At 43.1% G+C, this 13983-nt stretch carries 6 protein-coding genes; 3 read left to right on the top strand and 3 right to left on the bottom strand.

The annotated features are described in order from the left end of the window. Positions 1-174: 174 nt before the first annotated feature. Positions 175-4218 carry a tail fiber domain-containing protein gene (locus tag SOO65_RS19780; protein ID WP_321394701.1) on the bottom strand — a complete coding sequence of 1348 codons (4044 nt, stop codon included), beginning with the start codon at positions 4216-4218 and terminating at the stop codon, positions 175-177. A 218-nt stretch (positions 4219-4436) separates the two neighbouring features. Between SOO65_RS19780 and SOO65_RS19775 the strand changes: the two genes are divergently transcribed. After that, positions 4437-5198, top strand: a complete 762-nt coding sequence (locus SOO65_RS19775) for a phosphatase domain-containing protein (protein ID WP_321394698.1) — start codon at positions 4437-4439, stop codon at positions 5196-5198. Here the strand turns inward: SOO65_RS19775 and SOO65_RS19770 are convergent. Both SOO65_RS19770 and SOO65_RS19765 read right to left on the bottom strand, forming a co-directional pair. Then, positions 5195-8344, bottom strand: a complete 3150-nt coding sequence (locus SOO65_RS19770; RefSeq protein ID WP_321394695.1) for a beta strand repeat-containing protein — start codon at positions 8342-8344, stop codon at positions 5195-5197. The genes SOO65_RS19775 and SOO65_RS19770 overlap by 4 nt on opposite strands. A 142-nt stretch (positions 8345-8486) precedes the next feature. Continuing rightward, the gene (locus tag SOO65_RS19765) at positions 8487-11327 is read right to left on the bottom strand and encodes a hypothetical protein (RefSeq protein WP_321394692.1); all 2841 of its coding nucleotides are present in this window, start codon (positions 11325-11327) and stop codon (positions 8487-8489) included. Positions 11328-11455: 128 nt separating this feature from the next. On the opposite strand from SOO65_RS19765, the gene SOO65_RS19760 reads away from it, so the two are divergent. Beyond that, entirely contained in the window at positions 11456-12436 is a 981-nt protein-coding gene (locus tag SOO65_RS19760; protein ID WP_321394689.1) for an alpha/beta fold hydrolase, read from the top strand. Between the two features lie 93 nt (positions 12437-12529). Next, on the top strand, positions 12530-13975 hold the full coding sequence (locus SOO65_RS19755) for a UDP-N-acetylmuramate--L-alanine ligase (RefSeq protein ID WP_321394686.1): 1446 nt from the start codon (positions 12530-12532) through the stop codon (positions 13973-13975). The last annotated feature ends 8 nt before the right edge of the window (positions 13976-13983 follow it).

The following is a 13983-nucleotide window of genomic DNA, read 5'->3' as shown; positions in this document are numbered from 1 at the left end:
GGCCAGAGTAAGCAGTGATATCAAAACTAGGGTTATTAAGTATTTATTCATTAAGATTATTCTTTTCTTAATGAAATTATCGACCTAAATCTTGGATTTATTTAAGTTTTTTTATGACCTATTAAGAATTGCCTAATGAGGTAATGAGAGGAGAATATCGCCTAGAGGGAGCGGTTACTTACAGAAGCTCGCCTTAGGGTCTTTCTCGCAAAGGTATGTTTTCATTAAGGCGTTCTCAGACTTAAGCTGCTTATTCTCTTCTTTGATAGAAGCAATTTCTCGAGAATGCTTGTCTGAGGCTGTCACCAACGCCATCACTTTTGTATGAAGCTCTTTGATTGCTTCGATAATTGGTGCCACTAAGTGATCGTAGGCCACAGACTTCAGACCTGTTTTAGGATCAGTTTTAACCACTTCAGGAAATACTTTTTCTACATCCTGAGCGATCACTCCCACCTGATGTTGTTCTCCGAAATTTTGAGTATCAATGTAGTAGTACTGAACACCTTTCAGTTGAGTGATTTTGAGCAGAGAATCGTGGAGTGGGTGAATGTCTCTCTTTAATCGTCTATCTGATGAAGATGTACAACCGGCAGCGGAACAAATAGGAGTGCTGTTAATTGCTAAAACTTTTCCTGAGGCCAGGTTCAAATTGGTAGCAATATCTACCAATGCACCACTAACTGTGACTTTTGCGCTTGAGTCTACGGCAAGGACCACCGGAACTCCCGCTCCCATCATCGTAATGGAGTTGACTGGATATCCTGAAGCACCGCTATTGATGTGGCCAATAAACCCTTTTTGAGCAGCAGCTTGATCGGTGAAGATAGCACCTGATAGACCATCTGCAGCCGTGTTACGAATGGACATTACACCACTCATGGAATTGACTCCATTGACCGCCAATCCATTGGCGTACATCGTAGTCGCCGAAACTGTCGTCGCAGTGATCTCACCTGAAACCTCAAGCTTAGTAGAAGGGTTCGTAACACCAATCCCCACATTACCGTTGTGATTGATAACCATTCTTTCCATGCGAGAATTTGTTCCATTAGGAGTTGTCTGGAAAAAAATCTTACTACCTTTGTTGGTAGCAGAATGATTTTCAGTCGACATCACTTCCATCGCAGCAGTTGTCGTGCTGGCATTACTTCCGTCCCAAGCTCTGAAGTACATTCCACCAATGGTGTTAGAGTTTTGAACAGCGGTTGAGGTATCGTATGTTCCACGTCCACGCACCATCATGATGGCCGCACCATCGTAGTCGTTATTTGAATAATGCGAGATTCTTTGTTGGAATGACGACGAGCTGTTAATGTCCAGTGCAAATCCTGGCCAACGATTGCCAATTCCTACTTTCCCATCATGTGTAATAACCATTTTTTCAGTCGAATCTGTATCGCCAGCGGATGTTGTATAAAATGAGAGACTACCTGGAGCAGAAGTTGCTGTAGGAGTTCCATCAGTTCTGCCAACAATATAAGCTGATCTCAGTAGTCCTGATCCACCATGACCATAGAAGTTGATAAATCCAAGTTCATCATCATCCTGAGTGGCCGCATAGTTTCGAGACTTCCAGAAACTGAATGTTGGTCCAGAACCGTCTGCGGAAATACTTTCGAAAGCAGCGGCTCCGCGCATGTGCAATTTAGCGGCCGGATTATTAAGACCAATACCAACATTACCAGCTGTATAGTAAACGTCTGAACCAGTTTTGGCCCAAGTAGTTGCTGAAGCTATCTGAGTATCGTGGCCATCAATTTGACCTTGAAGTTTCGCTAGAGCGGTTTGCATTGAATCTAGTGGACCAACGTCACCTGCCCCAGAGGCCGCAAAGCCCAGGGGTAAAAGTGCCGCATTCACATCGGTATCAAAGTTTCCGAGAGATTTGTTACCACGAATATACTGCGCAGTTGTACCTGCAGTGATTGTTGGTTCTTTACCAGTTAATTGAGTTTGAATTGAAGAAGTCACACCATCAAGATAGTTAAACTCAGTACTGGAAACACTTCCTCCACCAATTTTTGCAGCATCAAGCCCCGCCGCAATTGTTGGATTAGGATATGTACCTGTTAGGTCACCACCGGCAGAACCAGTCGGAGCGCCACCACCGGCAGGTGTTGTCCAAGAAAGATTTCCTGAACCATCAGTTGTGAGTACTTGGTTGTTTGAGCCGTAACCAGTAGGGAAATTAAAAGTGAGAGAGCTACCCAGACCAGCAGGTGCTTTTAGTACAACGTAGTTTGCCGTCGTTGATTTTAAACCCAGAGTTCCATCAACTGCTAATCTTTGTGAAGGAGCTGGAACACCAATACCCACGTTACCGCTGAAAATGGCACCGTTTACTGGGGCGATTGTTGTAAGGCGATCATATCCAACAGAAATACCTGTTGGAAAAATGCGCCCATTATAAATCCAAAAATCTCTCGAAGCGCTTGGGCCTCTAAAAACATAGCTTGTAAAAGGGGCCACACCCGTGCCACTAGTTTCAGATACAGTAGTCATTTTAAATGACATGGCGGAACCGATACCTGACGGTTCAGAGCCAGAATCATCTAAAATGGTATCGTCACTTACACCGATTTCATAGGATTTAAGACCATTGTTGAAAGTCGCACCTAAAGCAGAATCAGTAATATCACTTTGGACCGACATTGAGATAAGACTTACATCAGAAGCAGGTGGTGTTGCGCCTGTGCTAACTTCGAGTAGATTGTTTGGAGTTGTGGTTCCAATTCCCACGCGACCGGTATTGTAATGAATGGCCGTGCCGTTGGTTGTCCATTGTGATGAGACGCTACCACTTACACCTGCAACAGCATCATCAACGTATTTTTTAGTTGCGGCATCTGTATTAACGGCCGGAGCAGCAAGACCTGTAATTTTGTGGTTACCCATTTGAAGGTCACCACCCATAGTGCTTGTTCCATTCAGAAGAACATAATTACTTTGTACTGCAGAGATCGAAGCAATGTAGGCCTCTAGTTTTCCCAGTGCCTGCGGAATTGTATCTGTGGCGGCAAGAGGAATGGCCGTGCCAGCAGAATAACCAGTGAGCTGCACTCCTAATACTCTAGCGGCCGTGAAGTATTGATTACCGTTTTCTGGCACGACAGAAGTATCAAGAGTCGCAAGTGTTTTATTACCACGAAGATATTGAGCAGTAGTACCACCAGTCGGCAGAAGTGGCTCTTTATTATCTAAGTCAGTTGTGAGGTTTTGAATTTTGGATTGTGCAATAGCTGCAGTCGCAGAAATATCAGCATTCACGATTGATCCATCTACAATTTTATTCGAATCAACGGCACTGTTAGCAAGTTGAGTGTTTGAGATGGAACCAGCTGCGATCGTTGGAGCGGGGACTGCTGTCACTTCCCATTTCGATCCTCCTGCGTTCCATTGAATAATGTCACCGTCCTGAATTCCGGTTACATCAACATCTGCAATTTCAGAAAGTTTTGAACCTGTAAGTTTACCTGCGGCTTTTGTAAGCATGCTCCATGAATAATCATTAGCAAGAGGAACAACTGCGCCTGTACGTCCGTTGAAGTTCGAAACAGTATTACCGCCAATGGCGACTTTTTCCCAAGACGTTCCGTTAAAAATTACCCAATCACCTACAGCAAAGGTAATTGCACCGGTACCGAGATCTTGAGTACCAGCTGTAGTTACGATGTAGTAAGTACCAACTGAGCCGCCAGCGGCCACAATGTTTGGACTATCAGTTGTTGCATTGTATGTTCCGGCATAAACCTGAGAGCTTGCCGCATTTGCAGGCGCCCAAGTCGTTCCATTAAATTGTAGAACTTGTCCCGCACTCGCACCCATATGATGAAGTTTCGCTGCAGTCACTTGTCCATTTTGAAGATCAAATGAAATAGGGAAGGTCGCGGCCGCCTGTGCATTTGAAACAATTAGATTGAAAGTTTGTCCAACTAAAAAGCTGAGAGCACTTTTTGCATTAAGAACAATTTGACTCGAAGATTTAGATTCAATTTCGAAAGTATGATTCGTGCTTCCTTCTACTTTTGCGAGTGAAACATTTTCTAAATTTTTTCCTGTAACAATGAGCTGATTATTCTGAACTTTAACTTGTGTGATTTCTGGCTTGCTATCTTTAATGCTAATTGAAATTTGACCACCTAATAATCCAGCGTCCTGACATGAAGTAAGTAGAAGCACGGAGGATATTAAGTAAATGATGGTATGCTTTTTCATATTTTCTTTACAGTTGTTAAGCCGTTCCAAATATTTATCGTCTTTCAGGGTCTTAATATTTAAAGAGTAAAGTAATAATTAAGTTCCAAGGTGCTCCACAGGCAAAAGGTGCCGAAAGTGTCTAAAGTTTAGACACCCTTGATAGATAGTTCATTCGCTCTGTCAGGATTTAGTTAGGAAGGGGATACTCTTGTTAATTATTTTTAATTGGAGTTCCTATGAAAAAGATCTTAGTTCTCTCTGCGCTTCTTTCTTTTAATGCCTTCGCTGGAATTCAGATCATTAGTGATTTAGATGACACGATCAAAATCACGAACTCCGGTGACTTGGTTGAATCAGTGGGATATGCGACTGCCAGAAAAGAGGTCTATGCCGGAATTCCTGAGTTTCTTGCAGGAACGAGAAGTTATGTGAATGGTCTTACAGTTGTTTCTTCTTCTCCAGAAATTCTTAAAGGCAAAGTTGTGTCTTTGATGGAGAAACATCAGATTCAACACAACGACGTTATTCTCAATAGTAACTTTAATCGTCCTGATCACATGGAATATAAAACCGGTGCTATTAAAAAGGTGATTGATTCAACTACAGATCAATTTATCCTGATGGGGGATGATGTGGGAGATGATCCTGAGATCTACGATAACATTATCAAAGAATATCCTGATCGCATTCTTGCAAGCTATATTCATATTGTTAAAAATAGAGCTGTCCCGGCTTCAGCAGTGAAGTACTTCACAACTTATGAGCTCGCTCTGAAAGAGTACAATGCCGGAAGACTCGAAGAGAAAGTTGTAAGAGATGTTGCTCTGAAAGTTCTTAGTGATGATGACGATTTTGAATCTGTGTTTCCAGAGTTTGCATATTGCCCAACTCAAATTTCGGAGTTCGGTCCACTTAATGATCCAAAGTTTAATGAAGAGAATATCTTAGTCGTTGGAGCACTCATTTGGGGCTGTCGATACGATAGGATTGATGATTAAGGGCAGGTGAATGCCGCTAAACGAACGCGACTGGGGTTGCCATTGAAGGCCGTAAATTGACCACCAACAGCGATAGAAGTCCCCACGGACGCAATCGACCCTATAAATCCGCCGGGAGTCACTGGTTGAGGTTTCAAGGTGTTGGTTAGCAAATCTATCATCCCAAAATTTGGTCGTGCACTTCCCATTAAGGTAGTCATCGAGCCACCAATGTAGAGTGTGTCATTGTGAATGAAAATCTCGCTAACATTACCCACAGTTGATGAATTTAATGCTGTAAGAGTCGAAGTACCGATATCTACTTGGGCCAAGTTCCCACGGGCAGTTCCTCCAACGTTCGTAAAATTTCCTCCAATGAACAAGGTTGTCCCATATGCGTGAAGATCAGAAACGATTCCTCCCGTGCCTCCGGTAACGTTAGGATTGAAACCAGTTAAAGTTTTTGTCGTAATGTCGAAGGCTGCAACCCTACTTCGGGATGTACTGTTAACTGTCGTAAAATCCCCACCGATGAAGAGATTATTTCCTGAAACTGTCAGAACTTGCAATTTTGTTGAATTGATCGTTCCGGCATTAAATGAATCTAGGGCACCTGTCGTTGCGTCTACAGCGGCTAATCTTGATCTTGCTGTTCCTCCGACGTTAGAAAAACCGCCACCAAGATAAACCAGACCACCACTGGCATCAATGGTCCAGACTACGTCATCAGCATTTGGATGGAAATTGGTGAGATTACCTGAAGGAATATCGAAAGCTGCGACATGTCCTCGGTAAATTCCACCAATAGATGTGAATGTGCCTCCAATATATAACTTTCCATCATACGCCATGCTCAGAATATTATCATTCGCTTCAGCTGTGAGAGTATTTAGTGCCCCAGTGGTTAAATTCACTGAAGCGAATTTATTTCTTTCTACACCTGCAACACTGGTAAGTTCACCCCCGATAAAGAGACTTGCTCCATCAGAGGCCAGGGAATAGACAATTTCACCAGTAGTACCAACGTTTGGATCAAAAGGAAGGATGGCCTCTGTTGATAGATTGAAAGCTGCCACTTTATTACGAGTCACACTTTTCATTGAAGTAAATAATCCTGCAACGTAAAGAGTCGTTCCGACTTTTAGAATAGAGCGAACCACATTATTGGCCTGTGAAACAAATCCAGTATCGGCCCCCGTGACCGCATTAGCCGCAGCAAGGTATCTCAGACTTGCACCATTAAATTTTAAAAACGCTCCGCCAAAATATAAGGTCGATCCCTCAAGGTGAGTGGTGTAGACTGCACTACTAGGATTAGGGTTAAAGCTTAAAACAGTTCCGTCATTTTTGTTTAAAGCGGCGAGATTAAGCCTTGATGTTCCTCCTACGACTGCGAAGTTTCCACCTATCATGATATTACCAGCACTGACTGCGATTGCATTTGTGCTGCTGTTAAGCCCAGGATTAAAACTTGTGAGGTTTCCGGTTGAAATTTCGAAGGCTGCAACTCTCGCTCTTGGCTGATTATCTATCGTAGTAAATTGTCCTCCAACGTATAAGGTAGTTCCTTCTAAATACAGATCAAAAATTTGTTCATCGATAACGGGGGCAAAGGAGTTGACTGCACCGGTTGTCGCATTTAGTGAGGCCAGATGACTTCTGCTGCTTGCATCGATATTTGAAAAACTCCCGGCAACGTAGAGTGAGCCGGCGTTCAACACCATATCACTTACTAATCCGGTGATTACCGGTTTGAAAGTTGAGTTTAGGGTATTAGTGGAAAGATCAAAAAGTCCTATATTACTTCTGGCGGTGCCGGCCATTGTCGAAAAGGCACCTCCCACGTAGAGATTAGTGCCATCCAAAAGGAATTCGTTAACTATTCCTGGTACACTCGGATTGAAAGTCGTTAAAGTACTGGTTGTGACATCAATCGCTGCAAAGTTTTGCCTGTTTATTCCATTGATTGCTGTGAAAACTCCTCCGATATAGAGAGTATTGCCAGATTTTGCCAATGCGTTCAACTGCGTCCCGCTTGCATTTGCAATGAAACTCGTAACTGTTCCCGTACTCGTATCGATCGCTGCGACCTTATTTCTTGAGGATCCAGCGACTGTTGTAAACTGCCCACCAATATATAAAGTTGTTCCATCAAGAAGCATCGTATTCACTGGACCATCTACACTTGCAGCAAAACTGTGAAGTGTACCGTCGGCGTTGATCCGGGCCAGGCGGTTACGAGTAACTGAATTTACGGTTGTAAAACCTCCTCCCACATACCAACCTCCGACACCATCCGGAATGATGACAGATGGGGAAGTGTTAAAGACAGGTGAAGATGGATTCACAATTCCTGCGCTAGTTGAAATTGCCGCATTGGTTGAAATGAATGACCCAATATTATTAAAATAACCACCCACGTAGAGAGTTGTTCCATTTACGAGTAATGATGAAACTGTACTATTCATTCTGGGATTGAAAGAAGTGATCGTATCTGTTGAGATGTCAAAACTTGCAATCCTTCCTCTTGCCACACCTGCAATGTTGTTAAAGTCCCCCCCCACATAGAGTGTAGTGCCATCAAGTTTTAATGATACCACTTTCCCATCTGGGGCCGGGTTGAAGGAATGAAGGGTTCCGTCTGAATTAATCCTCGCGAGTCTTGTTCTGGACACTCCACCTACGTTAGAAAAATTTCCACCGATAAACCAACCACCAGAGCCGTCCGAAATTACAGCATCTACGGAACCATCAACAGTAGGGAAGGTTTTGTTGAGTAATCCGCCTACGGTCATCTCGGCTCCACGTGAATTCACGTGATCGCCGATGTTGGTTACACCCCCGGCGATAAAGAGAGTTGATCCAGAGATTTTCATACTCTTTACATCACTATTAAGATTTGGATTAAAAGGGAGGAGGTTCCAGTTGTTATCAAAAGCTGCAATTCTATTTCGAGGGACACCATTCACGCTCGTGAAAGTTCCCCCAATAAAGGTAGTGCTACCATCAGTTACGATCGATGCAACGTTTGCCGATGTTCCGCTTACTTGGATGTTAGGTCCAAAAGTACAGGCCTCAATGGGTGTCGCTTTCCAAAAACCAACATTGGATCTGAAACTCAGAGCTGGAAATGAAATGAGTAATAATAAAATCCAAAACAAAGGCACATCATTGTCCTGTTAATTGATTAACAATGATTTATCGGATTTTTTCAGATCAAGATTTTTTGGGTTTTTGTAATATCGCTCCAACTTTCATTGGAGAAATATTATTTAGAATGCCTTAAGCCAGAGGGGAAAAGGTTCTATTTTATAAGAACCCAGAGATCCAAGATACGTAAATGATAGTTCCCACTCTAAGCATAGAATAGATGGTGTGCGAAGATGCGGTTCTTACACCGTTCGCCGGTTGGAATCGATAAGTAACGGTGTTGGCATCATCACCCGTTGTTGTTGTGCTGAAAGAACATTGTGTTGTACTCGCACCTGTTACAACAACGGTATAAGAACCACCGTCACGAATATTTGCAAGTGTCATTGCTGTTCCACAGTCATGAGTCGTCGTTACTGTGTTACCAGCAGCGAAGTTAATGGCGTTAGTAGTAATTGAAGAAGACCCTGAACGAATTTGTCCTTCAACGTCTAGTTTTGTATTGGAAGCTGGATCACGAGCGATACCTACGTTACCTCCAACATACTTAACATCTGTTGTACCTGTTTTGGTCCAGGTTGTGTTTGCTGTGATTGAAGTCCCGTGTGAACTTAGAGTTGTTGTGTGAGTATCAATCTGACCTTGGAGTTTTTGTAAGGCCCCGAGTACAGAGTCACCAGAGATAACTGATGATCCAGTTACAGCACTGAAAGTCAGCATTACGCTGGCCATAACATCTGTTGAAAGAGACTGCCAGGTTTTATCACCGCGAAGATAATTACCAGTTGTCCCTCCTGATGGAAGGGTCGCTGCAGTTAATTGAGTTTGAATATTTGAGGTCACACCATTGAGATAACCAAACTCGGTATCATCTACAGTACCACCAGCAATTTTAGAAGCAGCAAGTCCGGCAGCAATAGTTGGGTTAGGGTAGGTACCTGTAAGATCGCCACCAGCTGAACCAGTAGGAGCACCACCAGTTGCTGGAGTAGTCCAAGTGAGTGTTCCAGAACCATCTGTTGTAAGAACTTGGTTGGCAGTACCATCGTCAGCAGGAAATGTTAATGCGTAAGTCGACGCAAGACCTGCAGGGGCACTCAAAGTGACATAGTTTGCAGTTGTTGATTTTAAGCCAACAGTTCCGGCAACCGATAATTTTTGACCAGGGGCCGCAACTCCGATACCCACATTCCCATTGATGATGGCACCATTAGTTGGAATCGGATTAGATAGGCGGTCATACCCAATGGAGATTCCTGAGTTAAAAATTCTTCCGTTATGAATCCATAGATCTGAAGCAGTAGCTGGACCACGGAAAACGTAACTTGTGAATGGATCAGTTCCATCCGTAAGTGGAGTCATTTTGAAAGACATGGCAGTACCGATGCCATCTGGCCTCACTCCCCCAATGCCGGGCACTTCATCATCCGCAACTCCTATTTGATATTGCTTTAGACCATTATCGAAGGTCGCGCCAGAACCTGAAATATCGTCAACATTACTCTGAATGGCCATCGAGATGACATTAACGTCGGCTGCTGGAGGAGTTGCTCCAGTGCTAACTTCTAATAATGTACTTGGTGTGGCAGTACCAACACCGACTCTACCTGTATTGTAATGAATGGCAGTTCCATTTGTCGTCCACTGAGAACCACCACCAACACTTACTCCAGCTACAGCATCATCAACATATTTCTTTGTTGCTGCATCGGTATCAGCGCCAGGAGCACCTAGTCCTGTGATTTGGTTGCCTCCCATTTGAAGGTCGCCAGTCATGGCCGAAGCGCCACTTCTTAAAACATAGTTACCTTGAGCGGCCGTAACGGCAGAAATGTATGCATCAAGTTTTCCAATGGCCTGAGGAATAGTGTCTGCTGATGTAAGAGGAATCGCTGTTCCTGCAGTATAACCAGCAAGCTGAGTTCCCAGGACTGTTGTAGCGAAGTTTACCCACGTTTTATCACCACGGAGATAGTGAGCAGTTGTCCCGCCTGTAGGAAGAGAAGCTTCTTTTCCATTAAGCGCAGTTGTTAGACCATTAATTTTTGACTGATCAATTGCTGCAGTCGCCGAAATATCAGCGTTAACAATTGTTCCATCAACAATCTTGTTTGAATCAACGGCACTGTTTGCAAGTTGAGTATTTGTAATAGAACCAGCTGTGATAGTCGGAGTAGGAACAGAATTAACTTCCCATTTAGAACCACCAGCATTCCATTGAAGAATGTCGCCATCTTGAATACCGGCAACATCAACATCAGCGATATCTGAAACTTTCGAACCAGTAAGTTTACCGGCTGCTTTAGTTAACATGCTCCATGTGTAGTCACCTGTTGTTGGAACAACTAATCCAGTTCTACCATTGAAAGAAGAAACTGTGTTTGAACCAACTGCTAGTTTTTCCCAAACTGCACCATTGTAAATGACCCAGTCACCAACATTAAATGAAACTAGACCAGAGCCAAGGTCTTGAGTACCAGCTACTGAAACTACATAATAAGTCCCAGAAGAGCCACCTGCGGCCACAATATCAGGTGAGTCATTTGCTGCATCATAAGCACCAGCAAAAACTTGTGAGCTAGAAATAGAAGCTGGTGCCCAGTTTGTTCCATTGAAACGAAGAAACTGACCAGAACTTGCACCCATACTGTGAAGTTTAGCTGCCGTTACTTGTCCATTTTGTAATTCAAACGAAATAGGGAAGGTCGCGTCTGCTTTCGCGTTTCCAATTAGTAGATCAAAAGTTCCACCGACCAAAAGACTTAAAGCACTCTTTGCATTGAGTACGAGTTTGTTATCTGATTTAGATTCAATTTCAAAAGTATGGTTAGTGCTTCCTGTGATTTTTGCAATCGTAACTGAATCTAGATTCTTTCCTGAAATAATGAGCTGATCATTCTGAACGATGACTTTTGAGATAGAGGGCTTTGTGTTCCTAATGCTTACTTGGATTTCACCGCCTAGAGGAATTCCCGCGGGCTGACATCCGATATTAATCAAAGAGGCTGACATTAAGAGCAGTAATGGAATTTTTGTCATTTGGGCCACTAACCTATAAAATTATTCCTAACAAATGACTCATCGACCTTCGCTTAGTTAAGTTTAATTTTATTCATTAAGGATCGCTCATGAATGTGCTTATATTTCTTATACTTTCAGTCGGTCTTTCGATGGCCGCTTTCTTGCCCCAGGATGCCGAGCTAACTAAATTTACTTACCCTTTCCCTGTGAAGTTTCACGAAATCCGAGTAAAAAAGAAGGTCTATAAGATGGCCTTCATGGACATCCAGCCTCAAGGGGAGGCTAAAGGTACTGTTGTATTACTTCATGGTAAAAACTTCTCCGGCCACTACTGGGAGCGAACAGCAAAAGATCTTCTAAACAACAAGTACAGAGTGATCATCCCGGATCAAATTGGGTTCGGGAAATCGAGTAAGCCAGAAGCATTTCCTTATTCACTTCAATTTCTCGCTAAGCTGACGCATGAGTTAGTAACAAAACAAAAAGTAGATAAATACATTCTTGTAGGCCACTCGATGGGTGGAATGCTGGCCACACGTCAGGCACTTATGTTTCCAGATTCAATCCAAAAGCTCGCTTTGATCAATCCAATCGGCCTAGAGGATTGGCGAATAAAGGTTCCCTATAAAGATGTTAACGAGCTCTATCAAATTGAACTCAAAAACGATGAAACGAAAATTCGCGATTATCAAAAGAACGTTTATTACGACGGCCAATGGAAACCCGAGTATGAAAAGGGAATTGAAGTTTTAGTCGGCTGGACTCTTCACAAAGATTTCCCTCGCATCGCCTGGAACTCGGCCCTAACCACAGATATGGTTTTCACGCAGCCAGTGGTTTATGAATTTAAATATCTAAAAGTGCCGACTCTTCTTCTCATTGGAACTCGTGACAGAACCGCCATTGGAAAAGGTTGGGCCCCTGACTCGGTAAAAAACGAATTGGGTCGTTATGATCTTCTTGGAAAAGCAGTCATCAAAGACATTCCGAATGGGACCTTGAAAGAGCTGCCAGGCATTGGTCACATGCCACAAGTTGAGACTTATGATCAGTACTGGAAAACACTCTCAGAATTCATTGTTAAGTAATTTACTCAGCTAATTAATTCTTCATCTAATTGTCCACATACATCCTCGAAGTAAGCTAGAATAGAGCAATTCTAGCTTACTAAAGGAAATGGAATGGACCTCACGAACCTCATCTCGCAAGAAGATCTCATCAAGCGTCGCTCGCAAATCAAGAAAGTATTTTTTTATCGCATCTGTGGTGCTGGGATGGGACCTGCAGCTGTTCTGGTTAAGCAAGCAGGCTTTCAAGTTGAAGGTGCTGATTCTGCTTTCTATCCTCCGATGAGTACGTTTCTCGAGACGACTGGTATTCCACTTCATAAGTTAGATGTTGTGACTCCTGAATTTCTTAAGCAATACGATTTGATCGTAGTGGGTAACTCTGTATCAGGGAAGTTAGATGCCGCTCGTATGATAGAAAAAACTGGCGTGCCATTTACATCATTTCCATCTGCACTTGGCTCACTAGTACTTAAAGAAAAGAACGTAGTAGGTATTGCTGGTACTCACGGTAAAACAACCACGACTTATTTCTTAACTCAGATGCTTGAATCTCTAGGACAAAATCCTGGCTACCTTGTAGGCGGTATCATTGAAGGCCGCGATCCAGCGAAACTTGGTGACAAGTATTTCGTCATTGAGGCAGATGAGTATGATTCAGCTTACTTTCATAAAATTTCTAAGTTCCGTCTTTATGAACTTAAAAACATGATCCTGACTTCGTTAGAGTTTGATCACGCGGACATTTTCTCTTCAGTAGAAAAAATCGAAGATGAGTTCCGTGCGGTCATGCCGAATATGAAATCAACTCTCATCCTGAATCAGGAATATCCTTCAGCGATGAAACTTCATAAAGAATATTCTCAAAATCAAAGTCAGAAATGGTTCCTGTACGGAGCTGGATCTGAGGCAGGTCCTCACAATGTGAAGACATTTGAGAACGGCTCTGAATTCGAAGTGAAGTGGAAGGGTGAAACAATTCCATTCAAATCGAGTGTGGTTGGTGGGCATAACGTTCTCAATATCACGAGCTGTATTCTTTATCTTCTTTCAGAAGGTTTCAAAGTTGCTGACGTTCAGAAAGCTGCCGAGGCCATTGGCATGGTAAAACGTCGTCAGGAAGTTCGTGGCAAATATAAAGACATGGTCGTGATCGATGATTTCGCTCACCATCCTCGTGCCATCACAGTAACTCTTGATGCCATTCGCGCGCGCTTCAAAGGTAAGAAGATTGTCACGATCTTCGAGCCAATTTCAGCGACTGCCAGAAGCTCGATCTTCCAAAATGAATTCCGCGATTCTCTCGCTGGTTCCGATAAAGTGATCATCGCGAAAGCGAGTATCGCTACGACTGCACTAGGTGGTCAAGATCTTGATGTTGATAAACTTGCCAAAGAGATTACGGCGATGGGGAAACCTTCTCAGGTCGCTACTAATCTGGAAGAGCTAAGAACTGCAATTGATAAAAACGTTGATAAAGATGGTGTCCTGTTAGTTCTTAGTAACAGAACTTGTCTTGGATTATGGGAGTCGAGCTTTGTTCAAGAACTTAGGCCATAAGGCTTTAT

The organism is Peredibacter starrii, from assembly GCF_034259205.1.
GTDB lineage: Bacteria > Bdellovibrionota > Bacteriovoracia > Bacteriovoracales > Bacteriovoracaceae > Peredibacter > Peredibacter starrii.
Note: the sequence above shows the minus strand (reverse complement) of the source record. Positions and strands in the feature narration are given on the sequence as shown.

Bases quoted from the DNA above. Each gene is read 5' to 3' on its own strand.
- SOO65_RS19760 (WP_321394689.1), top strand. From the start codon at position 11,456: ATGAATGTGCTTATATTTCTTATACTTTCAGTCGGTCTTTCGATGGCC.
- SOO65_RS19755 (WP_321394686.1), top strand. From the start codon at position 12,530: ATGGACCTCACGAACCTCATCTCGCAAGAAGATCTCATCAAGCGTCGC.
- SOO65_RS19780 (WP_321394701.1), bottom strand. From the start codon at position 4,218: ATGAAAAAGCATACCATCATTTACTTAATATCCTCCGTGCTTCTACTT.
- SOO65_RS19775 (WP_321394698.1), top strand. From the start codon at position 4,437: ATGAAAAAGATCTTAGTTCTCTCTGCGCTTCTTTCTTTTAATGCCTTC.